The following is a 24631-nucleotide window of genomic DNA, read 5'->3' as shown; positions in this document are numbered from 1 at the left end:
TCAATTGCCCGCCTTTGCACCTGGACGTTGGCGACTATGCGTGATGGATATAAGAAACCGTTACGTCCGAACAGTGCGACGATGGAACATAGGAATTAGCAGTGACAGAAGTACGTATATGATGAGAAAAACAATCATCCAAATTTTCATTTCCAGCCCCCCACCCCAGATAACGACATGGTATGATTGTCTGCTTGCCCCTGTTAGAGACCATTCGCGGACCTTAAACCCCCAAAGAGAATGGGGCGAATCCGCCCCAGACGTGAGTCTCGCACCCCAATCGACTCTTTGTGTTAAAACAGCGTATCACCGTTTTGCACGATGGATTCACCACAGGAATGCAAGCCACCAAATCCAAGCAAATGCGAGCCACCACCACCACCAGCCGCCGTACCAGCCACCGTAGCCGGGGCGTCCCCAACCTCGTCCACCATATGCTCCGTAGCCAGGGCGTCCATATCCGCCCCCCCAACCGGGAGCGCCACCGTACCCGCCCCACTGTGCGAGTGCGAGGTCGAGTTTTTCCTCGTCGTCTTTGTCAACTGCTTGAAAATGACTGACAAGTCCAGTAGGTGCATACTGGCGGGGAACACGAACCAGCACGGCCCGGTTGTTGACATCGGTAATGATGCCTCGATGGGTGCCCCACTGGGTCTGAAACTGTACCCATTTGCCCATATTGCTCACGCAGTCCATTCGATTGCACACGCTCTTTCCCTCCTCTCTGTCGAAAATGGTTACCTACATATTCAGACCAAAACCGACTACACTGCCTCCATTCTGCAAGGTAGCAGTTGAAGCGGTGCAGTCGGTTTTCAAGTTCTCCTAGTACACTGGCGTTGTGGTGCATGTCGTCGTTGCATACGGGACAAGCAGGATGAACAGAACGAAGATGATAAGGAACACGACTGCCCAGCGGGTGTATCCTCCAAAAGCGCCACCATCGTACATCGCAGTTTGCCTCCTCTCTATACGGGTCAGTGATATTCACCGCAGATTAGTAACCAGCGCCGCCGCCGTAGCCTGGAACCAGCAAGAAGAACAGTACAAAGATGATCAGGAACACGACCGCCCACTGGGTGTATCCACCAAAAGCCCCCATTGTTGCACCCCCTCGCCTTTTAACGTGCTTTCAGCGTACGTCCATCTCCGGAACTCCGTATCGGTATTTGCCCCGTCCCAGGTACGTTTCCGATATGAAAGTCTTTACCACAGCCACAGTCCCCAAAGGACGTAGATAATGAGAAATGATACGGCCCAGCGGCCCCAGCCATAACCTCCACGACCACCAAAGCCACCACCATACGCTCCAGCTCCAGGGGCACCTCCACCAAAACCAGATCCCGGATATCCACCGCGGCCAAAGCCGCCCCATGCAAGTGCCAAATCGAGTCTTTCAACGTCGTCGGCTCTTATATCTGCGCTGGCCAAATGCGTCGGGATATGTTGACGTGGCGACAGTACGATGGCAGAATCCTTCGTGACCCGTTCGACAAGTCCGACATGATAGCCGTATTTGGTTCGGAAACTTACCCACTGCCCAACATGGCGCTCACAATCCGCCCTCGTGCACAACATGCACACCCCCTCTCATCCACAATTCACCTACTAATCCCGCAGCGAGGATTTGTATCCATACAGTTTGTTCATCACATCGATGATCATCATGAGGAGTCTGAGGAATGAAGGCTCGTCCCGCCGTGATACAGATGGCATCCCCACCATATTGACAGCGATTAAAAACACAATGGTCAAAGGCCTATTCGCTCCCCTGCTCATTGGCAATCGAAATCACACTAACAGTGAGAGATGTTCGACAAATCGTCAAAAGAACTAATTGAACAACCCATAAGCGGCCAAAGGCACTTTGATCTTTGAAACAATTCCGCTGATCACGGTGGCATTGTCGACAGCTTGCCAATAAGTTGGGCATAAAAATCTCCGCAAAGTGCTGTATTGGCGGGCACCCCTTAATCCCGTCCCAAGAGGCAAACACGGACCTTTCAGTGAGCCCGAAAGGTCCGTGTTATAACCCTCCTAGCCTAAAACGATTGATATCTACCTCCGAACAATTATTCTATGCTTCGAAAGTTCGTCCATGCTGATGATAGTCACCCATTCCACACTACACTTAGCCCTCAAAAATGCGGATATGGAATGGATAACACAATCACATGTCGTGGCAATTCAAATTTTGGGTTAGAAATCAACCGTGTAACAGGCGTCCGCAATACTTCTTGGTCGTCCTTGTCTTTCTTCATCCTGAATGCGTCCTCATATGCCCATTCATCACCACTGTCACCCCAATATTGCTCGTGCAACAAGCCCTTCACCCCTCCGGAATTTGCGGTTGGTCACGACGCTTACATTGACTGCACAGAATATGTATCCTCGTTAATAACGGTACTGGTACGAACAAAACCGGACGTGCTGGGGCAAGGGACCCTCTCAAATCTCATCAGACATTCGCCCCATCTCTGTATCCCCCTAGCCCCATACCCGTCTCAGGAAAGATTTCGGCCGCATTCGATGTAATTGAGAAGTTCGATGCGTGAATGTAACGTGGAGGAGGTGAATTGCTCATGCTATATACAGCACTTGGAGACTCAATCACGGCCGGCGTCGGGGCAACATCCCCCGCTCACGCTTATCCAAGCCTCATTGTGTCGATGTTACAGACACGATCGATTCGTGCCATCGGAGAAGTTCTCGCGCATCCAGGTTGGACCAGTGCTTCGCTTGAATGGGCAGTCTTAGAAAACTCACCAGTGTATCTTCAACAGGCGAGCGCGATTAGCATTTGGGTGGGTGCAGATGATCTCGTCGATGCCGGATTGGCGGTTTTACATGGTGCCCCAAAGCAGACGATTAAGCGTTCCATCGAGCGTTATGGTCGCGACATCGTCACGTTGGTGTTGGCTATTCGAAAAGTCAGTCGGCGACCAATCATCTTGTGTACGCAGTACAACCCGTTCCCAAACACTCCGATTGTCACAGAAGCAATTGGTGGCCTAAACACCGTCACGGAAGGAGTGGCCGGGCGTTTGAAAACTCAACTCGCGCCGACACATGTGTGGTTTGAGGGGAAACAGGCTGAGTTAATCGCAGGATATCGGACAGGAAGGATTCAGGACGTTCTCACTAGCCCACGCCCCCCTGTTCATCCGAATAATCAAGGGCACTTAGCCATCGCCCAGGGATTAACACCAATGATTCGTCAATAACGCCATGCTTAATCTATTATTCGTTTAGATGCAAAAACCCTTGACAGCGGCAATGTTGCCTAGTCAAGGGTTTCAAATTCCGCCAATGGATCTTCGTGATTAGTAAAATCGTCTACGACGGACATTCATCCCTTGCATCGGGACGCCCGGTGCAACCCTCCGTGCCCTCGGCCCCCACGGACCGCTCCCAGGTCTAGCCATCGGGACACCCTGAGGTCCAGCGTCATACCCACTGCCTACACGCCTTGTCCCAGCGCCTGATCTGTTTTCCTGTGCAGCAATCGAAAACAGCACCACGAGCGGCAAGATGCACGGTTGTACATCCGGTTGCTCCTGCTTCGGTTGCGTGCCAAGAAGTCCAATTTCCTGTGACATCACACTCACTCCAATCCATTCGACTACCGACAGTATATTCGGATAGCTCACAAATGCGTGGACGCTATTGAAGGATTGTGAACGGTTGGAAATTCCATATTTATCTTCAGGTATGTGCCCCACCCATCCATCGATACAAAGGACATACAGTGTAAGTGTCGATATTTTCAAGGAGGGGATTGGGATGAAATTGGACACGGTTATTAAGCTCGGCTCACTCGCTTTCAATGTGGCTCAAGACGAGAAAATCCGTGAGCTTTGGAAGCTTGCACATGGCGGGGCCAAACGCAGGGGACTTTTTGATCCGCCGATTGTGCCATTGCCGCCCCAAAATCGCAAGCCGTATTCGAACCAATCGTACTGGCCCAGACGTCCCTGGTAGCAACGTGCCATCAAACATGACGCGGTAACCCTCATACAGGCGAGGACTTGTAGACGGACGAATCAGACGAACCCACAAGTCCTCTAGGTACCTGCCGACGTCATGTAAGAGACTGACTCAAATCCCATGTCGTAAATTATCCGCGTGGCTACGGGTACAACATGATCACGACATCTTGAAATTTTGACTACATTCTCTCAGGAATCTCTACGTAGAAAAGGGGTCTGGATTATTTTGACGCTTACTATTTCGACGAAGAGCAGTTACTGCAATTGGTGATGGCCATTAATATAATCAATAGCTGGAACCGACTATCTATAGCCACTGTTGCGGTTACCGGTGATTATCAACTTGCCCAGAAATAACATTTATGTATAAGCGCGGATGCCATGCTGGTCAAAATATAGTTGGCCCAGCGTGATTTTCATTTACGAGGAGGGCTCTATGTACTTTGAGGACTTCCGAAGGTCAACGATTCGATATCGAGTCGGTCACCCTCACGAACGAAGCAGTCGATGAGTTTGCCCCGAAATTTGACCCACGGCATTCACATGACCCAACGTCGGCCTCAGAGGGGATGTTTGGCGGCGTCATTGCGTCTGGGTTTCACACTGTGAGCATTGTTTGGGGAGCCTGCATACTAAGCAATTGTTTCAGCCACATTGCTGTAGGGACGGAAATGGACTATATCAAGTGGCCCGCACCCGTTTACCTGGTGATACACTAGACACAGTGGTGACAGTCAGCGAAACAACGAGATCGTCCCGCCTAGACAGGGGGATGATTGCTCTTCAGTTCACATCGACAAACCAACAAGGACAAGCGGTATTGCTCATGCAGGGTCGGGCATACATAATGACTCACAGTTCACAAGCGTCAGTTGGAGACTGAGCCCAGTTTGGAGGACCACATGAACCTGAGGATTGTACAGCGCATTACAAACACACCGAAACGAAAATCGTTGTATCACTTCACACGAGTGGATAATTTGGCCTCAATCGCCGCTTCAGGTGCACTCTATGCTAGTGATGTGATTCAAACAAATCCCAATGGAGAGCGTCGCCCGAGGACAGAAATACATGAAATTGATGATCATCAAGTGATTCTGAACGCACATCTGCAAATCTCACCGGACATCATGGATGCTGACACAAGTGTTGGCCAGTTTCGAGCGTTCCTTGACGAGCATGTGTTTCTATGGCCAACACTCCGGCTTTACCAACAAATGCTGCAAATGTACACCCGTAGAGAACCAGGTGAACAATTTGCGGTCCTACAACTTGGATGCTTGTACTCTCATGACCAATCACTACGACCGAGTTCTCCTTTCCAAATATGATGCCGGGAGTATGCCTCGATACCCAAAACGGACTTCGTATCGAAAGTCACTACGCATGTTTTTGCAACTTTGTGAGTTTGGTGAACGGGAAGATGCGTTGACTCCCAGAGTTCCCTCCGAGATCCATGAAATTTTGATACACCGTTCGGTTGCCTCCCTTTCTTCCTATCTGCAAGCCGTGTATTGTACGGACATAGCTAACGTTCCCGGTGCATGGACTTATCTGTATCAACCATTACGGGATATCGAGTCACCATCAGGACTGGTGTAACCTAATCTTTCATCTGTCAACGGAAACTTGTGAGTTGACAGTATACAGACCTGTCTGTAATATAGGCGTGAGGAGTGGATTGTCTTATGGCCAGCGAAGTCCGCCAGCGTATCCTGGACACTGCGTCGAGGCTGTTTTATGAGGAAGGCATTCAAAATGTCGGCGTGGACCGAATTGTCAGTGAGTCGTCCGTTGCCAAAATGAGCCTTTACAAGCATTTCCGATCAAAGGATGAGTTAATCGTCGAATTCCTTCGCTGTTCGCACGAGCAGTGGAAAGGCTGGTTTGTTGAGGCGGTCGAAAATTACAATCGTTCCTTGAATCATCGTATCCTGGCGTGTTTCCATGCGCTCAACGAATGGATTCACATCAACGATTTCCGTGGCTGTCCTTTCATCAACTCAGTGGTCGAACTGGCGAATGCCGAACACCCCGGAGCTGCGGTGGCGTATGAACACAGAACATTTATCCGGTCTTATTTTAGTGAGCAAGTATCCCTGCAAGCGTTGCAAGTTTCGGATGAGCTCACCGAACAGCTTCTTATACTAATGGATGGCGCCATTATTGGAGCTATGATGGGGAACAAAGAAGCAGCGAAACAAGCGGGTCGGGCGGCCATGCGGCTCCTCAATCCAACCAACCCGGATGATAGAAAGGAGTGGAATTCAATTGAGTAAGCCAATGCAGGCCAAGTTAAACACTAACGAAGCAAATGGGCAACTAAAGCTCTTCCCCATTAGTCTTTTTGGTTCTGTGATGGGGCTTTCCGGTCTTGCACTGGGTTGGCGAATTGCTTTTACGCAGTTTCACGCACCATTTTGGATTTCTCAAGCTATCTCTGTCATCGCTATCCTTGACTTCATCCTAGTGGCCATCGTTTATGCCATGAAGGTCATGCGACATAACGCGCATGTGATCGAAGAATTTCTGCACCCCATTTCCGGAAGTTTCTTTGGGACGTTTACAATTGCCTTGTTACTCCTGTCCTCTGTTGTATTTCCGTACAACAGCACCACGGGTGAAGTCATCTGGATCATCGGTGTCATCCTGACCATTGCTATGGCGTACATATCGTTTTCCCGCCTACTCGGTCAGAAAATAAATGTATTACACGCCACCCCAGCGTGGATTATCCCCGGCGTGGGGGTGCTCGATGTACCTGTCACAAGTGGCGATATCCCATTTCCCTGGGTACATCAAGTGAATCTTTTATCCTTTGCCATCGGTTCTGTACTCGCTTTGATGTTGCTCATCCTTATTTTCGCACGACTGATTTATCAGGAACCCATCCCAAAGAAATTGACTCCTTCGTTGATGATTCTCTTTGCACCATTTTCCGTCGGATTCCTTGGCTACGTCGACGGGATCCGCCATCAACACATTGACTTATTCGCATCAATGCTGTTCTATTTTGGCTTATTCATGTTCTGTGTCATGTACTTTCGTGTATTTTTCCGTAAAGACCTGACATTTGGCCCCGCCTGGTGGGCCGTCAGTTTCCCAATGGCTGCACTTGCAAACAGTTCTTTGGAGTATGCTGCTTACTTGCACACCGAATTTATGAATTTCGTTTCTCTCTTCCTGCTAGGTCTGGTTACACTTACGATTGTCTGGCTCGCAATTCGCAGTCTGCTACATCAATCCCGAGGAACCTTCCTCGTTGGTTGATATAAATTATCAATAATACTTATCCAACATATTCCAGATAGAGTCTAAATTCCTTGTCACTTGAGCTTGTATGTACTAGAGCCAGTACCTCTACGGCGTGTTTGCTTGCCACGCCACTTCTCCCATTTCTCTAGCTTGTGTTTAGGCGTTGCCCCGTGCCAAAACTCTATATGCCTGTCCTGCGCCTCTTTCCTTGCTTGCGCAGATACATCCGACGAAGGAATGAGCATTCCAAGTTGCCAGGACGGTTTCGTATTCATCCGTGCATGCAATTCACGAATGATGTTCGGACCTACGTGACAACGATCCGTCCAATGCTTAGCCTGAACAGCCGTGCGTTCGCGAGTCCGCTTATTCGTGATGACCAAGATCCACCTCACCATCAGCTCCACTGATACCTGGCTCCTCAACATCGTATCCGTGACCACGGAAGTACAATACAAGGAGGCGCTCAAATTAATGTAAATTCCTACGTATTTCCTCTACCTCATCCTGCGACAATCCGGTCACGTTAGCAACCTCCTCCACATCGTCACCAAGTGCGAGCAGCTTCCTGGCGACATCACGCACTGCCTCTAAACGGCTCTCATCTGCAATTTTTTTGACGAGATCATTCATCTCAAGCCCCTCCTAAGCGGGACGGCTACATAATTTAGCCCTGGCCAACAACTGCTGCAAAAAAAACGGCCAAGCTTATTTGCTTAGCCGTCAGTCATTTCAGTTTTAATGAAGGTTTTTCCGAATTTCCTCTATCTCATGTTTGGGAAGACCAGTGACATCGGCGACTTTATCTACGCCATCGCCAAGAGTAAGCAACTTCTTGGCCATTTCGTGTAAAGCCTCCATCCGGGTCTTAGTCGCAACTTCTTTTGCCACTTCATTCGCAATTTCGTCCACAATCTCTTTGATTAGATCCGTCATTTTCAAAGCCTCCTTTAAACAGGAATGTTCTATTTCGCTTAACCTGCGACCACTTAATCCCAAAATTAGGGCAACGACATAATTCTGTTCATATTTATCAGGTATCCGTTTGGTAATATCAAGAATCCTGTCCAGCGCCTCCGAACGAGTCTGTCGAGCGTATCGCATATGCAATGCAAACGCCAAACGAATACGATCCTGTTCTGTCCATTCACCTGTCACAAGATGTCGTTCAACCGTCTCTAAAGCGCCGTCTCCGTCAAATTCCATCAGATAGACGTTTTCAACGGAATACTGCGCGGTTCCAATATCGAGAATTGTGGGTGCATCATAAATGTCGCCAATATACAGTATTACCGTGCGAACCTTTCGACGAAACTTCATCGAAAGTTGTACATCGTACAGAAGAAAGCGATATAACGCTGGCTCCCTCGTTGTCTGGAATTCCATGTGAAAAATCGTATCATTCGCTAATTCGAGTACAACAACCGTAAATTCCTGTCGTATTTCAACACAGTCCAACTCTGTCGGAAGCGTACGAACAACATGTACGTCTGATATCCCGAGTACTTCCAGACCTTCTGAAGGAAATGCCCCAAGCAAGTGCTTGGCGAGTATATCCTTCACATTTCTCGGCATCGTCATGGTCTCACCATCTTTGTCTTCATTATAAGGATCAGCACTTCACTTGACTATCCCCGGACACAAGCCTTCTATAGGGATGGACTCAAGCGTGGGGTCATACGCGCACCTCTAACATCTGATCAATCGCCGATTCACTGCGCATCCAGCTTTTGCGGGCCTCAAAAAATGTTCGGTGATGAAGTATGGTTCCATCTACGAGCAATGTGTGCAGATAAAGAAGCACTGTTGTAGCCGACATCAGGTTGGTGAACAACCGTTGAGGGTTGGACACTGCAACCTCACCGCAAGACACTTCTGTGGGCAAATGGTCCGGTTCAATCAGGTCAGGGAAGACTTCACCCGGAAATGGCAGCACATCTTGTCCATGCACACGGGCACCAACTACAACCTGACCTTCCCACCCCGAATGTTTGATCGCCGCAAGCTGATACCGATCCATATGGTTCGGATCGTCTGGAACGCGTACAGCACTGTTTCCGCTGTCCACATACACCACATGGCGCAACTGATGCAATTTTTCATGAATCAGACGCCGCGTAGACCCGTTATCCACGGCTCCAACTACAACTGAGCCGTCCTCAACACCAATCTCTTTGAGATTCGTTTCCGGCGCGAGATACGCTGAGTAGGCCGCGATGTCGATGCCATAGGCCCGTGCATATCGCTCGGCAAGAACCTCAGCCTTGTTTCGGCCAACATCTTGTTCCAAAAAATACTGACGGAGCAGATTTTTCTGCTCGACAACATCCCCATCGCATAAGAGTACACTGGGAACGCGTCGCCCTTGTTCTTTCAAGGCATAAAGCAGGCGGGCGACCTGCTGAAGTACATAGCCGCCCGTTCCGCCGACACCAATTAAAACCAACTGGGTCTTTCCCGGATCAATCACCCGTACAGGTGTAACCGTCATTCTCAGCTCACCACCCCACATCGAATGACACCCGAGAAGATTTCGCCTGGTGCCACGCTCCAGAACTTGCCGCCACACGACATGCGAAACCTCATTTCTGGATACGGTTGATGGCACAGCCCAACAACGCCGTAGAGACCCGTGCGAATTTCATCCGAATCATCCTGCCGACTGAAAAATGCAGGCAACCGACCATGCGAATGAACTTGAAGTACGATAAACCGCTCATCGGTTTCCATGAAGCCCTCTTCGGACTGAACACTCACTGCCGACGATGTTTGTTCTGGCCAGTACACCGAATAATGATGATCGGTGTCCCAAACCACATAGGCCAGGTGTTCGACATCCGGTTCCGTTTGAAAAACCCGCACAATTTCCTCAAGGATACCTACAGGAATCCGTGGGACAGACAGAGTCACTGGCGGTTCAGACAACCCCGTTCCTCGTACTGGGATCGAAAACACCCCTGCTTGAGTACGGCGCACCTCGCTTACGACCCCATATTCGTCCAAGAAATAATAGTTGGGGAGCGTTTCCGTAGGGTGTTCCGTGAAGACGGTCATCTGAGCGCCTTTTTTGTGTCCTTTTAAAACTGGGACAATGTGGCCTGTTGTCTTGTCATAGACCATGTCCGTTCGCTCTTTGGTAAGCTCGGGAAAATGCTCTCGCTCCAACCATGCACGAACCTCTTCCAGTTTCATCGTGCGACTAGGGACTTCCTTCCGGTGACCTGCATAGTAAACTACGCGGTCGATTTCATACTCCTCTGGTTCCGGCTCTTCAGCGGATTTCACCGACGAAACAGATTTGGATTGCTGGCTTGTCTTCGCAGACTTCTGGGTTTTGTTTGGTGCCTCTACCGAAACCAATTCATTTCGTTCCTCTTCTGGCAAGGCATCAAAAATGGTGGTTTGCGCTGAATTCATTGTCATGAAAACCTATCCCCTTTTGCAGATGTTTTAGAATCGATCCCTCATCCAATTAGCTTTGATGGAATTCGACGACGGTTTTCCCAATCGGAATCAACCAATCGCTTGGCACACCCTGGTGGTCCTGTACGGACCTCAGAAACTCGTCGTATTCTCGATAGGGTGCATTGTGCGAAGCACCGAGTCCGTAAAGATGCGTATTGTTCGGCGTCTGTAAAAAACCGAATACGCCCTGTTCAACCACTTCTCGTAACTCGCAAGCAACCTGCGCCGTCCAACAAACCCGTCCATCGTGATAGACGTTGGAAAATGGCCACCGGAATAACGAAGATTCAGCGGTTACCTTGGTGTCCGTCGATACCGCTATGGAGAGCTCCATAATCGCCTTTTTGCGATTGCTCCAACGCACCCGGTAAACGATGGTTGGCATTTGAACGAGGTACATCCGTTCGCGAAAAACAAACGGGTATTCAACTCCAGGTACCCATCCGGTCATGACAACCGTTAAGTCATCGACGGTCTCCTCCGTATCCACAAACAATACCCGCTCAGGCAACTGTGGAATGGCGACTTTGTGTACCGGTGGACGTTCCAATTGTTCAACCACCATCGAACGGTCCAACATTTTGAGCAGTTGATGCCATCCGGCCGTCTTATATCGTGTAATTCCGTTCGCTTTCAGCTCAAGCTGCGGAAGATGGGTCGGCGTTAGACGCAGCACAATCTCCTCTGCGCAGGTCTCGCCAACGACTTGCGTCTGCAACGTGTTCATAAAAGGTCATCACCTCCCAGGCTCTGAGCAGCGTTTCCCACGCTTCCAGCGTGGTATGCCACTCCCAATCGATGACCCAATAGATGTCCGTCCAGCATAAGTGGCCGAGCGTTTGCTCCGCCCGCTCCTGCTGAATCAGGTTGGTATTTGGAAGCAGCCAATGAATGAAATGTGCCCATTTCCGCAATTCTTGTGGTTCCCCGTGGAAATGTACCGACAATGTGGGCGCGTTGTGGATGAGTTCTTGAACGGGACCAGTGATGTCCACACGGGTCATCACATCCAGCCACATTCCAGACTCGACATCGGGAACGGACACCTCGACCTCTAGCTCAGGTGCCAACAGAGCCATCATGGCCTGAACCTGAGCGTTCTCTAGGTCTCCCATTCCGTTCATGTCGTACCCATAGGCCCAGCCTTCGCGGTCCACTCCCTCAACAAATCCGGTTCTGCGCATGAAGTCCCGAATAAACCAGATGTCGTCCAACCCGTGATACAAATGTTCACGCAGCTCGTCATACATCAGATGAACACCTCCGCAACGGAAGGGTCGCAAAGGGACGTCAGCCTCATACAGTTGTGCCAAGTCATATCCCATGCCTCATCATCAATCGAAAAATGGGCAGTTTCGACTGCAGCACTCGCCTCGTCCGTAGGATCAATCAGTTGAGACGCCATACGAAAGACTTCATCTGAAAGCCCTAAAATGAACGTGGCAGGCAGATGTTCCGATTGGATCCGTTGGAGGAGTTCGCACGCTGCTTCAACCAGAGCATTTCCCTCTTTGTGTTGGTCGGGCGTGCTTTCCAGTTCGCTGACCAGTTGGTCCCAGTGAAGCGTGATCACTTGAGGCTTAGTTGAGTTGTTGTACATTTTTTCATCCCTCCATTCACCTCCCCATGCCGAAGGGAGGTGATGTCGTTCCCTGATGTTAACGGTTCACAGTCAATCGAGAGGTTAGATGGCATCCAAGGCAAACAGCGCAATTTGGTCGTCACTGACCTTACGCCTTCCGGGTTTGACCTTCTCGATGAGCCCCATCTTCCGGCGCAAATCTCCGATCGTAATCGGGGGTTCGTTATGTGTAGGTTCTGGCTGAATGGGTTCATTTTGATCCGGAACCGCAAACAGCGGCAGGATCGCGAGCTTTCTGTCCATTTGATCATTGTGTGAACCACCAAGCCGATCTTCCCGGCTGTCCGAATGGATTGCAGATGCAAGCTTGACCGGTTCAGGGACATTCGCCAGTCGGCGTGTTTCAGACGCAAGCCGATTTATGGCTCGTCCGATTTCCTCTTTGAATCGTTCCTCGACGAGCATCGTCACTCCAGCCGGAATGTCTTTATCGGCAAGCGCTCTCCACTTTTGGGAAAGGTCTTCGACGTTCCCGAGACAGTTCGCAATGGCGAAGGTGGATGCGGACTTGGCATCTTGTACTGCAAACTGTGATACCTCCGACTTATCCAGCCTTCCTTCGAGCAGCATCGCATGACTTCGCTTTTGCAGCATTCGTCGAAATTGAACCATCTCGTATGACCCGTTGTAGACGTAGTAGAATACCTTGCACGCCCGGTGCTGTCCGATTCGCCATGCCCTGCGACTGGCTTGACGCATGGTCGCAATCTCGTCAGTGAACTGAAAAAACAGGAGGGTCGGGAAAAACATCAAATCGAGTCCGACTTCCACCAGTTTGGCGTTGCAAACAACGACTTCTGTCCCTTTGTCTACAGCCTTCTCAAGCCACTCGATACGCTCCTCAGGTGATACGCTTGCTTGAAGTGTCTGAACCCGTATCCCGCGTTGTTTTAATACACTCGCAATGCGCTTATCTTGCTCGGCATCACCGCTGTACCTTACATACACGACGCAACGACGGCTTTGTGCCAACTCAACCTCAATATCCTCTAGCAGCTTCTCTTCCTTGGCAGACAGGACACGCTCGTCGTTTGGGGCATAGAACGTAACCATGTCATCCCCCAACGTCACCGTTTGAGACACATGCGGTTGATTCGCCGCGTTTACAACAGACGGGATGAATTTTGCAAATGCATTCGTATTTCCGATGGCATATTGCTGGCGCATGACGGATTCCAGCTCATTGTGAAATCCCTGGTAGGCCAGACTGTGGTCTTCGTCCATGTCCACAAAGACCGGTCGTTCATCGAGTTCCACAAGAGGCAATCCCATGTCTCCCAGTTCTAAGAACACCGTCTTGTCGGCCAAATGGTTCACGAACAATTTGGCCGACAAGCCTGGTACTTCTTTGGGAGGATTGAGGATCACTTTGCGTGGTGTGGCTCCTCCTGCGGCGGCCACGTCATCTTCGGAATAACGGCCGCGTTGTTCCATCGTCCCATAGAGATGAACGAACTTGTTCAAAGAACGATGATCCAGTCCGTCCGCCTTCATTTCTGCGGGACAGATCCGCCACAGCAGGTGGTACAGACTCGATGCCTTTCCATCGCTGAGTGTTCCGGTCAGTCCAAGGATCCGTTTTGAAGCACCGGCAATGGCGCCCATGGCTTCACCTTGACCACTGTTTGATTTGTACTGATGGAGTTCATCGATAATGGTCAAGTCAAACCAGCCACGCACGTACTTCTGAATAAACCAGGCTGGTTGCAACCGTCGATGCTTGAGTCCGCTCACGGTTTCCCGTTCTGGTACGACATCTCGCATCAGATTTGCGCCACACTCCGAGCAGTGATACTCGGTCAGTGACTTCTTAAACATGTACTGCGTCCGCTGCCTCCTACATCTCCCAACGGAGAACGCTGTGTACGAATTTCGTTCGGTGGCCAAGTCCTTGAAACCGAGCTTCCGTTCCGCAATTTGATCAGCCTCGTGATCGTGCTTACGAGCGTCCTTTTCCGCAGTCTTCGTATGCTTTTGCTGAATTCCACCGCACTCTGGGCACAGCCACACGTCCTCAATCATGGATACTGAATTGTAGCCGTCATGCCAGCGCGCCTTGTTTGGTACGATCCAGCGCGCTTTATGAATCAAGGCCGGGGCCTTGGTCATGCCAAGCTTTGCAGTATCGCGAGAGAGTAAAACAAACTCAATCGCAGCTTTGTCTCCTCGTCGCACGCGCTTGTCCCGATAACGGACAACGTCCTTCCAGCTCTCCATGACAGTGACCCGCGCCTGCGGCAGTGTTCGACCGATCTCATCCCTCACCCATTTGGGTATCGTGATCCCGGGAACGAGCAGCAGTACGACAAATCCATGGTTTGATTGGTTTGCCAACGCATTCGCTACCGCCAAACTGATGATGCTTTTTCCTGTTCCCATGTCCGACGAGGCGATGATCCCTTTATTGGCATCAAAGCCGTTCAGGATTGCTTGAACGGTATGCGCCTGTGCCGGGAATGGAACTCTGTGCATCTGTGCGATGGCTTCATCAATCGGTCGATCCAGGTCGTGCGCAGGCGCAGCCAAATCCTCAATCGTTGTCGCAAGATGAGTCGCGAATGTCTGCAAATAGTCAATCACCTGGTACTCCCCGTTGTCGTCAGGGTGTAGTGCCTCTGAAAGAGGTGGCGCATCGGTAACCCCCGATGGCAACTCAATTCTCCTTTCGGAGAGTAGGCACCCAAGTATCCCCTTGGCTTGTTCCTCCGTAAGCGTTGCAGATAACTCAAACGCCTGTAGCCCCTGCCACTCTGGCACATTCGGGTCTGTCCAGACCAAAAGATCTGTGACAAAGTCCTTTTGACGACAGACCTGCCACAAGACGTCTTTCCACGCCTCTACATAGGGCAGATTGAAATCGGATGCGAAACGTCGCAGAAACAAATCTGCCACATCGCCCCCTTGTGGGACGATGATCACCCGAGACATCCCGGGTTCTAGTTGCTCATCGACCGCAGCTTTATGGAGCAAAACTACATGTGTGAGTTTTCCAATTGGTCGAGCAACAAACCGGTATCCGTACTTCTCCGTATGAATTGGCTCCGCGCTAAACGATTGCCGATTCCATTTCAAACGCAATCGGTCCCCTTTCAACGCATGCGCAACCAACGCTCTCGTTGGGCTATCCAGATCGATGAGCCCCGCTGCCATCAAATCCTCTGTGTTCTTCTCAGCATTCTTTCGGGTGACGACCATGTGTACGGCAGCCTCAATCAAGTTCTTGTCATCTTGGTAGGATAGAATCTTCACTCGCAATCTGCCCCAGCTGCACCATGTCCAGAGAGGCCATCGCCCCGGATTGGTACACCGGGGCTTTCGCCTCCTTTATGTTGGATTACTGTAGGTCGAGAATGGTTCCATCCGGCTGAATGGTTCGAACCGCGGTAACGTACGACTCCGTGTCGATCACGGTTTCTGAACCATCTTCATTTCTCACAATGTCTCGGTTGACAATCTTCCTCGTCATACCGACGACCATATGCCGATCTGCTCCAACACCAACCGCACCGTTTAACGCCCCGGCCGAAATCAAAGTGGCCATATGCGTGCGTCGAAATGGGAGTAACGGCCGCTTGAGAGAAGCCTGTGCATCGGTCGACAGAAGTAAATTGTCTGCGATTTTGAACACATCCGATTGCGCCAAGTCCAGGCATAATTCCGCCTCATCCAGCACATAGCCGCGAAACAAAATCGGCACCGCAATATCCACTGCGGGTGGTACGAGCCACATCCGCCCATCGGGTTCGTCCAAATACGGCATGCTTTGCTCCATGTCTTTTCCGAACATGAGCATCTCGTTTTTCATCTGGCGCTCTGTATCCGACAACGCTTTGGCGCTCGTCAAATTCTTCTTGCGCCGCTGGCCAAAGATGACCACTTGACGGAATGCTTGATATTCATCGTCATCAAATCGATACACCGCGAGGTTCGTAAAGCGCTGAAACAGTGCGTTCACCATCTCTGGCCCAAGCGTGTAGCGTGGAATGACGAATACAAGCACACCGTCTGGAGCAAGTAGCTTGGACAAATCCCGCAAGAAGATCAGCTCCTTGCGCATTTCGAGTCCCCCAAGGCCAGATTGTGCGTCGTACGGTGGATTCAAAAATAAGAGTTGCATGCTCGCCTGTTCCACTCTCGCTCGCTCATACCCACAATGGACAACATGGTGGATTTTGTCCTGCGCCGCTTGTGCCCGATGTCCATCCAACTCGATACCGTATGTCATGGATTCAAAGCCAGATGACATACTCGCTAACTCAGCAAGTGCATCTCCCTCGCCACAACACGGATCCATCAGTCGACAAGCGCCGGTACAAGTAAGACGGCTTTTGATTTTCATCATCATAGTCAGCGGTGTCGGGTAATACCCCATTTTCGCAACGCCTTCGTTTCGCATCGTTCCCTCACGCCAAGCACCCGCGACGTAAAGGATTTCTCCCTCCGTCCATATGTGCAAGACGGAGGGATTCACCTCCCGTGTTTTAAAATTATCTGAGTGTCGAGTTTTTAAAGGCACCAATAGGCTTCATGCACAATGCCGTATTTCTTTGCATCAATAATCCAAAACACGTACATACTCTCCGCCTTGATACCCAATTGCGTAGCATAGGTATCCGCATTTGAGTTGTACCGATTACCCTGGATAGTGACTGTGTCACTAATTTCGTATCCCCGCTTGGTGCAATCACAGTTTGGGGGTTCAAGATCTTTCAAGGAAGGCCGTAACTCAAACCTAAATGTGAAGCCCTCGTTACGTGCATCCTCATCGAACCTCTCAGCAAGTTTGCAAATGCGCTTGACTGAAAGCCAGTCCATGTAGCTGATGTGGTTAGCCTGCATTTCTCTATCGTTTACCCAGACACGTTCGCCGCCTTCGCTAGCATCGCGAAGAACCGTCCACGCTACATCTAGCAGCCCTGCCAAGCGACAGTCTTGATAGAGTATCTGGTACCTTGGACATGAACGTATGAGCGCCCTCACAACAGATGGCTCAAAGGAATACATCTCATTATCCATGCCGCTCACATCAGCCCCTGAGCTTTCATGCTTACGGATCGCCCAGGATCGCCAATGATGATGTGGTCCAATACATCAATCCCCAGCATGCGCCCCGCTTCTACGAGTCGTTTCGTGACCGCGATATCTTCCGGACTGGCGGCAGGGTCACCGCTCGGATGATTATGCCCAACAATGATATCCGACGCGTTGGCCAAGATGGCGGGCTTAAATACTTCCCGCGGATGAACCACGGATGCGTCGAGCGATCCGATGCTGACCGTGTTTAAGGCATTCACATAGTGCTTCGTTGATAACACCATGACCACAACTTCTTCTCGATCGGTGTTCCCGATGTATTCCCACAGAATGCTCGCAGCATCCTCTGCACACCGGATTTGTCGGCTTCCCGAGTATTTGAAGTTCCGTTCTTTAATCAGCTCAATCCGTACGACATTGATGGTCGCCATTTGTCCGTCCCCCATACGCCACCCGCCTGCACCGGGTGGATAAATGAACCCAGTGCAGTGGGCTTTATATGGCCTTATGTCACCGCAACAAATCGATTTTCAACCGTTCCATTAGGGCCTCATCCGACACACGCTTGAAAGACTGTGACTGCGCGATGGCCTCTTTTGCCAACTGGATAGATGGATATGTCCACTCAAAGCGCCCCATCAGTCTGAGTGCAAAGAGTGGGCTTCCCTTGATATCAGTGGCATCAAAGGATGCATACGCAGCCCAAATCACGCCACAATTGAGAATTAATGCAGCATACCCCCACTTCGGGTTTTCAATCTGGTAGCTGAAGATCACGACGCGTACCGCCGCATCTTGCTCCACATCTCTGCGCCGAGGTGCAAGTACACCCAGTTTCTCTTTACCGAAACTATCGGTGAATGGCATCCAGTCTTCGCCGTTGCTCACGTAATTGCATAAACCATCCCGTGCGACATTTGTCCGTTTTAGCTGAATCTATACCGCCTCCTTTTTGACTTGCGGCTGGAGCTGTAACGCGGACAAAATGGTGTCTGCTGATTTTTGAATTCTCGTTCCACACGCTTTGAGTGTCTGTATGGCTTCTTCGCCGCTCCAGCCCACAATGTAGCCAAAGGAGTAATCTGCCGTATCGAAACCAAGCGCACTTGCGACGACAAACGCAGTGGACTCCGCTTCAAGTTCTCGTGTTTCTCGATTCGGTCGATCCGCTAAGCTGTGTAACAGCCCGTGGGCCCATTCGTGAATGAGCACCTTTGCTTTTTGGGCTTCCGGTAACGTCTCGACAATCTCAATCGAACGACTACGGTGGTGAAAAGTGCCCAGTGCTCCACCTTCCATTTCAGGAACTTCACGAAGTGGAAAGGGGCAGGCTCGGCAAAGCGATTCATACCACCCTGTGTGTCCGTTCATGATGGTAGGTACATCTACCGTTGGGATGGGCTCGCCATCTGTTTGCGCCACGTCAAAGACGTAGACGGGACGAAAGCCGTATAGGATCTGGCGCTTTTCCTCCTCGCCCGAACTGGGTTGCGGTTCAATACCTGACATCCCTTCGTCGTCACACTTTGTGCGGAACATTGGGGCAAGGATCGAAATTCCACGCTCTCCCTTCCGTACAAAGCGCCCCAGCTCTTTCCACCGATGAAAACCCGCAACCATCGTCGCGTCGGGCTTTTGCACGAAAATCAGCAGGGTATTGTGAAAGCTGTAGCTATGGAACCGGCTTTGAAACATCAAGTACCGTTTCCACTGCTCGGTATCGAGCAAGGATGCAATTCCCTGCTCTAGCCGTTCCAGCGCCTCGTTCACCTTCTCGTTCATACACGTCCGCCCCACAAGCCACATCGAGGGAAAGCCCCCAATGTAACCAGGGGACTTCCTCCCTTCGAATCGTGGCCTAAGCGCTCACACGCTCGTCTGTTGACTCGCTACTTGCGGTCTCCTTCGACACCGCTTGGGTATTCGCCATTGGCGCAATGAGGCATAGGCCGGTTACGCCGACGGGTTTCACCGTAAATGGTTGATTCGCATCCACCAGACCCACTTCAATTTGCTCAATGCCCTCAAATGACCGAAGCAGCGTAATCCAATAGTGAATGTTGCACACAAGGGTGAACGCCCTATCTGTGGACACGCTTTTCACTTCAACTGTGTCTCTGGCATTCCCATACTGAGACGAGATTGCCGTAAGAATCAGCCCTTCTCGTGAAAACTCAAACTGTGCCCGTTGATGCTCCGTTTCGGACAGAATCGACACGCGCTCACACGCATCCAGCAGTTCCTGTCGGTCGAGTTCGATCCGGTAGGGCGCGTTCTGTGGAATGATGCGTGATGTGTCTGGGTAATGCCCATCGAGCGCACGAATGACCGTGCGATACGAGTCGTCGTCCCACGACACAATGAGTGAACTTGAGCCAAACACCAACGTGATTTTCTCATCGTCATCATGCGCGGGTAAGCCGAGCGCCACCTTGTCCAATAGTGCTGCTGGCACGGTTAAACTTCTCTGTTCCCCAGTAATTGTCTGATAGGGAACCGTGAACCCTGCGAGTCGTAGACCGTCCGTAGCGGTTGCTTGGAGAACGGACGCTGCCAGTGCCAAGTGCACACCAGTCAGAATTGGACGCGCAGGACCTTTAGCCGTGGCATACGTCGTGCGCCGCAGCAGCCGATGCAACTCCGGAGCCAGCAACACGACAGAAGTGGTGGCATCATTTTCATTGGTATACGGTGTGAAGAGATCCGGGTCTAAGCCGGCCAACTCGTACTTCGTCTTTCCGAAAACTAACTTTGTCTTCGTAGCATTGGCCTGAACGGTCACATGACCACTCGCCTTTTTCACGATCTCGAAGAGTTCCTTCGCCGGTAAGAGACAAGCGCCGGAAGCTTCAATCGTGACTGGCGGATCGGCAATCGTCTCGTACAGGGTTCGTCGTATCGACATGTCTTCACTGCTTGCATACAAATCGACCCGATCATCCGCTTGATTCGCTCGGATCAGGACGTGTTTGAGTACAGGTCGGTTGGTTGAACTTGGCACCACGCGTACAATGTCACGCAGGACTTTGACCAGTTCTTCGCAACGAAACGTTACTTTCATGCGATTTCGCGCTCCTTCCCCACAAGGGGTCAAGTTGAAGTCCGTTCGCAGGGACTAAAAAACCAGCCGTGCCCACATGGAGACCGACTTTGTCGGTACCCACAGGACGTCGCCTGGCTGAATGTTTGCTCCGATATGATTGCGGGTTTCAATGGCCCCCACAACATATCGCGGATCCGTATTGGGACAGTACAGCTCGCCTAGTTCCCAGAGTGTTTGCCCTGGACCAACGGTTACAGATTTCCATCCGTCAAACCCTGGTGGCATCACTCGCAGTACGAGCAAGGCTTCGATGAGAAGCACGAACGTCCCCATCCCTACGTATCGCTTGATGACTTTCACTTCCATCCCTCCATGGACAAGATTTCACCCACGGGGCCGCTTCCCGAGGGTGAAAAGACACCCCCAGGCGGCAGTCAGGGAACAGTTTTATGCGTTCAACGAACGGATTCGTTTTCGACAAACGGTAATGGTGGAATCCCACTCATCCGCCGTGTACACCGTGATGACGGTATTCGGTTTCGCGAGCACAACGTGAATGGGCTTGCCATTCAAATCTCCTCGTTTCATCACACGGTTTCTATCTTCTTGTACCGTGACACCGACCTGAGCAATCTGATCGATCACGTCGACCGGAAGCCGCCTTTGTACCATCCGTTTGACAGCGTGGATGTCGTACAGGGGTCGGTTACGCTTCGTTGCCATGGCATTCACCACCTTACTGCTTCCATGAATTGTCGGTCGTCTTCGACCGTTTCTCAGGCCACCTGTGAATCAACCGAGTGTTTGACCGTCAACTTCATGTCCGAAACGTAGGCCGCGATGACTTGCCCACAAAACGGCTCCGCGAGGAGGTTTTGCACCGATTCCGCATTATCGATATAAACCGGTATCACTTCTCCCCGGGCCTCGGCTAAGACTCGCCCGATTTCGAGGTCGCAGCGGATTTTCTCAGAGAACGACAACAACCGGTACGGCCTGCCCTTCCACTCAATCCGGAACGACTCTCGAATTTCTCCGGTCTCCTTGTTGGGGTCCATTAAGTGAATGCGTACATGCCCAAACAAGCCGTTTAACTTGTCATGCTGAGCGCGAACATACTCGAAGCGGAAATCTTGCAAGGCTTTTAACTTGCGACGCAAAGCTTCCAGATGTGTTCGTTCCTCCACCATGCATTGTTTGGTTTGAGCGATGTTCTCCTTGGCCATTTGAACCGTCCGTCTCATGGCTTCGTGGGCAATTTTCAACTGCTCTTCGTCACGGAGTTGTTTTTCTACCTGTTTCACGAGAGCCTCACCATTCGGATCCATTTCGGGTATTTTGGGCAGCGCATTCAGATGCTCAATTTCTGCTTTGACCCGTTTCCCTTCTGCGACGATTTGCGCGAGGTTTCTCTGAATGCCTGTTTGTTTCAAGGCCACTTGCTGGCGAATTTGTTCCGCTTGGTCGATCGGCAATGTTTGACCACAGGTATGGCAGTGCGTGTCTGCTTTAGGGATGCTTGCTTTCAGCATCCGGTACGAGTCGGCGAGCGATTTGTGTTGTGCAAGTAATGCATCAAGGCGCGCTTCGCGATTCCCAAAGTTGACTTCGTGTCTGACCATGTCCTGTTTTATGGCCTCATACTGCGCCATCGTCTCGCTTGGGATTTTACTCACGAACGGGCTTGGCTCTCCCCGCGCGATGACGGACTCATAGGCATCCAATTCACCTTCAAAACGGGTGAGTGACTGCTCGCACTCGGCAATATCCGTACGAACCCTCTTCATCGCGAAGTCGGCCGATTCAATTCCCATGGCAAATTTGTCGTGGGCTAAGAGCTCTGCCGAATCAGCGTTCATTCGAGCGAGCACATCGTCCTTTGAAACCTCTGGCACACATTTCGAAAGGATGATTTTCGCTTCCTTTGGCTCCAGGCTGCTGAAATAGCCTGGAAAGAACATGGAGAGGAATTCAGATACCGATCCAAACCATCCTTCTATCTGCCCTGCCTTCGGACGCGATCCATTCACCGTGATCGCGGAAGCTCGTTTGCCAGACCGGATTCTAGAAACGGTCAGGGATTGACCCCCCGAACTGACGAACGTGACCGCGACAGCCATACTTTGTGCCCCGATGTGCATCAGGTTTTCATCCTGCTTACTTTTGCCGAGAATATCCGTACCGTAGAGGCACCAGACCACAGCTTCCGCCAGTGTTGATTTTCCGGCGCCATTGTGACCATATACAGCTGTCACAGGGCTGAATTGAAACTCCATGTGCTCGTGGCACCTGAAATTCTCCAATGTGATGGATTCAATTCTCATGTTTGCTCCATCCTTTCACCATTCGTTGTGTTGGTAATCCTCAAGCCCGTGATGATGGGGCTTGAATTCCATGGACGTGTCAAGCGGACATCTGGCGGCGTACATTGCGAATCGCGTAACGGTAGGAAATGTCCGTAAACAGCAGATAGCGACCGTCCCGACGTTTGTGTATCTCACATGGGATCCCGCGCTTCATCAAAAAGCGCTTGGCCCGATACGCGGACTCAGTGTCTTTGGTCATCGTGATGAACGTATTCATCGCGAATTCCTCCCCTCAAAATGAAAAAGACCAGCAGGATACCGAGCGATTCATTCGCTCGTCTGTACTGGTCGTGTCGAACCGACTGGTTCGTGTCGTGGCAGTCGTACACCCTACAGGTGCATTCTTTGCAACCACTTCATGATGTTTGATTCCGATTCCGATGGATCTCGGTTTGGCTCTTCGTGAAAGGCTCGAATGAGACGACAGTCGAACCTTGCAGCTCGACGAAGGCATTTGGGAACGAAGGTTTCGATCCGCTCTACCAGCCACTCGTCTCGCATCCGGTAAAATTCCTGACCGTCGTACATGGAAACCGGGAAGTTCTCGAAGACAACGCCGCCTGAACCGATCACGGTTCGATACACATTTTCCACATCCTGATTCATTGAGTTGTGCCGCCTCCTGCTCTGATGGTCTCACCATCATAGAGCAATGCGCGCGGCGGGTTTAACATTTCTATGCCGACTTTTTGGACTGACCGGCGCAATGGCCGTAATGATGCCAAAGTGTAATCGGCCATGTCTCATGCGAACGACCACCGCAACGGTGAGAAAGCGTCCTCTCCTGTCCTGGCCCGTGATTGAACATACCGGATGAGAGTTTGAAAAGGGGTGTTCCCCATGCGGATACTCGTATGGCTTGTACATTTCATCCGGTAGATTATTCTCTACGACATGTTGAATGTCTGCCCAGTCAATCTTTCTGACCGTCATTTGCAAAACGGCATGTTGACTCCGACTGATCCATTGCAGGTTCAGATGCTGAAGCAACGCCTGCTGCAAATCCTCCCAGACTTCTTCGTACGAACGTCCATGAGTCAAATTCGTCCACCCATCGTCCAACACATCGCGAGGCTCCACCTCTCGTTGTTGAACGAGAGGGGCGTCCCTCCTTTCCGTGTTGTCGACAGCAAACTGCGTTACCTGTCGATGTTGCCGGACAGCCGCACAGCAGGTTGGATGGAACTCTTTGAAGTTCGCTCCAGTGGCGTCAATCGATAACTCACGCGAATGCGTTCGAGGTCTTCCATCAACGCGTTCATTCGTCTACGTTTGCCATAGAGAGTCCAGCGTATTTTCGATAGGAGGTTCATGCGTAGCACGTCCTTTCTACATCAAATAGAATCGCTGATTTCGAAATCAGGCAGAATGCGAATCCGCGAACGGGTCGTCGTTGAGGTCGATTGGCGTATCATCGGCAAACGGGTCATCCGTGTATCGAGAAAGGTTCGGTGCTTGTACATGGGGTGAACTGGGATCACTGGCTCGTGCGCCCGACACGGGGTTCGTGTTATCTCCCCGGTCAAGGAAGCGAACATTTTCTGCGATGACTTCCGCTACGCGGACCTTTCGCCCTTCGCGATCCTCATACGTCCGAATTTGAAGTCGTCCATCTACGCCTGCCATGCGTCCCTTGTGTAGGTACTGCGCACAAGTTTCCGCTTGTTTTTGCCAGACCACGATGTTGACAAAATCCGTCTCTCGCTCGCCTTGTTGGTTTTTTCTCGCTCGATCCACCGCTAACGTAAACGACGAGACCGCCGTCCCCGAATGGGTATACCGCAACTCTGGATCCGCTGTTAAACGACCAATGAGAATCACTCGATTCATCAAAGTG

General features: G+C 51.0%; 34 protein-coding genes. 7 read left to right on the top strand and 27 right to left on the bottom strand.

Annotation, left to right across the window (positions count from 1 at the left end; all coding sequences use genetic code 11):
* Positions 1-327: 327 nt before the first annotated feature.
* The 3 genes from AN477_RS02010 to AN477_RS02005 all read right to left on the bottom strand — a co-directional run bounded on the left by AN477_RS02010 (position 328) and on the right by AN477_RS02005 (position 1578).
* Entirely contained in the window at positions 328-708 is a 381-nt protein-coding gene (locus AN477_RS02010; RefSeq protein ID WP_054967496.1) for a hypothetical protein, read from the bottom strand.
* A 117-nt stretch (positions 709-825) separates the two neighbouring features.
* Positions 826-951, bottom strand: a complete 126-nt coding sequence (locus tag AN477_RS25620) for a hypothetical protein (protein ID WP_281176295.1) — start codon at positions 949-951, stop codon at positions 826-828.
* A gap of 255 nt (positions 952-1206) precedes the next feature.
* On the bottom strand, positions 1207-1578 hold the full coding sequence (locus AN477_RS02005) for a hypothetical protein (RefSeq protein ID WP_245631675.1): 372 nt from the start codon (positions 1576-1578) through the stop codon (positions 1207-1209).
* A 1004-nt stretch (positions 1579-2582) separates the two neighbouring features.
* On the opposite strand from AN477_RS02005, the gene AN477_RS01995 reads away from it, so the two are divergent.
* A complete protein-coding gene (locus tag AN477_RS01995; RefSeq protein ID WP_054967494.1) occupies positions 2583-3224 on the top strand; it encodes an SGNH/GDSL hydrolase family protein in 642 nt (213 codons plus the stop codon).
* A gap of 99 nt (positions 3225-3323) precedes the next feature.
* Here AN477_RS01995 and AN477_RS01990 read toward each other — a convergent pair whose 3' ends face one another.
* Entirely contained in the window at positions 3324-3599 is a 276-nt protein-coding gene (locus AN477_RS01990) for a hypothetical protein (RefSeq protein ID WP_054967493.1), read from the bottom strand.
* A 184-nt stretch (positions 3600-3783) separates the two neighbouring features.
* Here AN477_RS01990 and AN477_RS01985 point away from each other — a divergent pair, with 184 nt between their 5' ends.
* The 6 genes from AN477_RS01985 to AN477_RS01965 all read left to right on the top strand — a co-directional run bounded on the left by AN477_RS01985 (position 3784) and on the right by AN477_RS01965 (position 7259).
* Entirely contained in the window at positions 3784-3981 is a 198-nt protein-coding gene (locus AN477_RS01985) for a hypothetical protein (protein ID WP_054967492.1), read from the top strand.
* Positions 3982-4432: 451 nt separating this feature from the next.
* Positions 4433-4708 carry a MaoC/PaaZ C-terminal domain-containing protein gene (locus tag AN477_RS25790; RefSeq protein WP_054967491.1) on the top strand — a complete coding sequence of 92 codons (276 nt, stop codon included), beginning with the start codon at positions 4433-4435 and terminating at the stop codon, positions 4706-4708.
* 183 nt (positions 4709-4891) lie between these two features.
* Complete coding sequence (locus tag AN477_RS01975; RefSeq protein ID WP_054967490.1) at positions 4892-5320, top strand: DUF7002 family protein; 429 nt, start codon at positions 4892-4894, stop codon at positions 5318-5320.
* Positions 5280-5591 (top strand): DUF7002 family protein, encoded by a 312-nt coding sequence (locus AN477_RS25785; RefSeq protein WP_425388108.1) that lies wholly within the window; start codon positions 5280-5282, stop codon positions 5589-5591. The genes AN477_RS01975 and AN477_RS25785 overlap by 41 nt, the downstream gene beginning before the upstream one ends.
* 86 nt (positions 5592-5677) lie before the next feature.
* Entirely contained in the window at positions 5678-6268 is a 591-nt protein-coding gene (locus AN477_RS01970) for a TetR/AcrR family transcriptional regulator (protein ID WP_054967489.1), read from the top strand.
* Positions 6261-7259, top strand: a complete 999-nt coding sequence (locus AN477_RS01965; protein WP_054967488.1) for an SLAC1 anion channel family protein — start codon at positions 6261-6263, stop codon at positions 7257-7259. Before AN477_RS01970 ends, AN477_RS01965 begins: the two co-directional genes overlap by 8 nt.
* Before the next feature lie 56 nt (positions 7260-7315).
* On the opposite strand, the gene AN477_RS01960 is transcribed toward AN477_RS01965, so the two are convergent.
* From AN477_RS01960 to AN477_RS01860, 23 genes are all read right to left on the bottom strand, one after another.
* Positions 7316-7642 carry a restriction endonuclease gene (locus AN477_RS01960; RefSeq protein ID WP_245631678.1) on the bottom strand — a complete coding sequence of 109 codons (327 nt, stop codon included), beginning with the start codon at positions 7640-7642 and terminating at the stop codon, positions 7316-7318.
* Positions 7643-7715: 73 nt separating this feature from the next.
* Positions 7716-7877, bottom strand: a complete 162-nt coding sequence (locus tag AN477_RS24170) for a hypothetical protein (RefSeq protein WP_157061767.1) — start codon at positions 7875-7877, stop codon at positions 7716-7718.
* 105 nt (positions 7878-7982) lie between these two features.
* On the bottom strand, positions 7983-8825 hold the full coding sequence (locus tag AN477_RS01955) for an RpnC/YadD family protein (RefSeq protein WP_054967486.1): 843 nt from the start codon (positions 8823-8825) through the stop codon (positions 7983-7985).
* A 94-nt stretch (positions 8826-8919) separates the two neighbouring features.
* Complete coding sequence (locus tag AN477_RS01950) at positions 8920-9735, bottom strand: ThiF family adenylyltransferase (RefSeq protein WP_054967485.1); 816 nt, start codon at positions 9733-9735, stop codon at positions 8920-8922.
* Between the two features lie 2 nt (positions 9736-9737).
* Complete coding sequence (locus tag AN477_RS01945; protein WP_054967484.1) at positions 9738-10667, bottom strand: Mov34/MPN/PAD-1 family protein; 930 nt, start codon at positions 10665-10667, stop codon at positions 9738-9740.
* 49 nt (positions 10668-10716) lie between these two features.
* Positions 10717-11436: a hypothetical protein gene (locus tag AN477_RS01940; RefSeq protein WP_157061766.1), complete on the bottom strand. Its 720-nt coding sequence runs from the start codon at positions 11434-11436 to the stop codon at positions 10717-10719.
* Positions 11348-11959: a hypothetical protein gene (locus AN477_RS01935; protein ID WP_054967482.1), complete on the bottom strand. Its 612-nt coding sequence runs from the start codon at positions 11957-11959 to the stop codon at positions 11348-11350. Before AN477_RS01935 ends, AN477_RS01940 begins: the two co-directional genes overlap by 89 nt.
* Positions 11959-12309: a hypothetical protein gene (locus AN477_RS01930; protein WP_054967481.1), complete on the bottom strand. Its 351-nt coding sequence runs from the start codon at positions 12307-12309 to the stop codon at positions 11959-11961. Before AN477_RS01930 ends, AN477_RS01935 begins: the two co-directional genes overlap by 1 nt.
* An 84-nt stretch (positions 12310-12393) precedes the next feature.
* Positions 12394-15600, bottom strand: a complete 3207-nt coding sequence (locus AN477_RS01925; protein ID WP_054967480.1) for a helicase-related protein — start codon at positions 15598-15600, stop codon at positions 12394-12396.
* Between the two features lie 85 nt (positions 15601-15685).
* Complete coding sequence (locus AN477_RS01920) at positions 15686-16807, bottom strand: DUF6094 domain-containing protein (RefSeq protein ID WP_054967479.1); 1122 nt, start codon at positions 16805-16807, stop codon at positions 15686-15688.
* Positions 16808-16857: 50 nt separating this feature from the next.
* Entirely contained in the window at positions 16858-17367 is a 510-nt protein-coding gene (locus tag AN477_RS01915) for a hypothetical protein (RefSeq protein ID WP_157061765.1), read from the bottom strand.
* A gap of 5 nt (positions 17368-17372) precedes the next feature.
* Positions 17373-17831: a JAB domain-containing protein gene (locus AN477_RS01910; RefSeq protein WP_054967477.1), complete on the bottom strand. Its 459-nt coding sequence runs from the start codon at positions 17829-17831 to the stop codon at positions 17373-17375.
* A 64-nt stretch (positions 17832-17895) separates the two neighbouring features.
* Positions 17896-18273 carry a hypothetical protein gene (locus AN477_RS01905; protein ID WP_054967476.1) on the bottom strand — a complete coding sequence of 126 codons (378 nt, stop codon included), beginning with the start codon at positions 18271-18273 and terminating at the stop codon, positions 17896-17898.
* A 48-nt stretch (positions 18274-18321) separates the two neighbouring features.
* Positions 18322-19167, bottom strand: coding sequence for an ArdC-like ssDNA-binding domain-containing protein (locus tag AN477_RS01900; RefSeq protein WP_054967542.1), 846 nt, complete (start codon positions 19165-19167; stop codon positions 18322-18324).
* 76 nt (positions 19168-19243) lie between these two features.
* Positions 19244-20446, bottom strand: a complete 1203-nt coding sequence (gene dnaN / locus AN477_RS01895) for a DNA polymerase III subunit beta (protein ID WP_054967475.1) — start codon at positions 20444-20446, stop codon at positions 19244-19246.
* Positions 20447-20500: 54 nt separating this feature from the next.
* A complete protein-coding gene (locus tag AN477_RS01890) occupies positions 20501-20788 on the bottom strand; it encodes a LysM domain-containing protein (RefSeq protein WP_245631674.1) in 288 nt (95 codons plus the stop codon).
* Between the two features lie 87 nt (positions 20789-20875).
* Positions 20876-21151, bottom strand: a complete 276-nt coding sequence (locus AN477_RS01885) for a DUF4258 domain-containing protein (protein WP_054967474.1) — start codon at positions 21149-21151, stop codon at positions 20876-20878.
* A 53-nt stretch (positions 21152-21204) separates the two neighbouring features.
* Entirely contained in the window at positions 21205-22752 is a 1548-nt protein-coding gene (locus AN477_RS01880) for an AAA family ATPase (RefSeq protein WP_054967473.1), read from the bottom strand.
* A 79-nt stretch (positions 22753-22831) separates the two neighbouring features.
* Positions 22832-23011, bottom strand: coding sequence for a hypothetical protein (locus AN477_RS01875; RefSeq protein ID WP_054967472.1), 180 nt, complete (start codon positions 23009-23011; stop codon positions 22832-22834).
* A 113-nt stretch (positions 23012-23124) separates the two neighbouring features.
* Positions 23125-23400, bottom strand: coding sequence for a hypothetical protein (locus AN477_RS01870; RefSeq protein WP_054967471.1), 276 nt, complete (start codon positions 23398-23400; stop codon positions 23125-23127).
* Between the two features lie 36 nt (positions 23401-23436).
* Positions 23437-23835 carry a hypothetical protein gene (locus AN477_RS01865; RefSeq protein ID WP_157061764.1) on the bottom strand — a complete coding sequence of 133 codons (399 nt, stop codon included), beginning with the start codon at positions 23833-23835 and terminating at the stop codon, positions 23437-23439.
* Positions 23836-23933: 98 nt separating this feature from the next.
* Entirely contained in the window at positions 23934-24107 is a 174-nt protein-coding gene (locus tag AN477_RS24165; protein ID WP_157061763.1) for a hypothetical protein, read from the bottom strand.
* Positions 24108-24153: 46 nt separating this feature from the next.
* On the bottom strand, positions 24154-24627 hold the full coding sequence (locus AN477_RS01860; protein ID WP_054967469.1) for a single-stranded DNA-binding protein: 474 nt from the start codon (positions 24625-24627) through the stop codon (positions 24154-24156).
* Positions 24628-24631 lie beyond the last annotated feature (4 nt).

Source organism: Paenalicyclobacillus ferrooxydans (assembly GCF_001399675.1).
Lineage (GTDB): Bacteria > Bacillota > Bacilli > Alicyclobacillales > Alicyclobacillaceae > Alicyclobacillus_B > Alicyclobacillus_B ferrooxydans.
The sequence above is the reverse complement of the archived record's forward strand: the minus strand, read 5'-3'. Positions and strand labels throughout refer to the sequence as shown.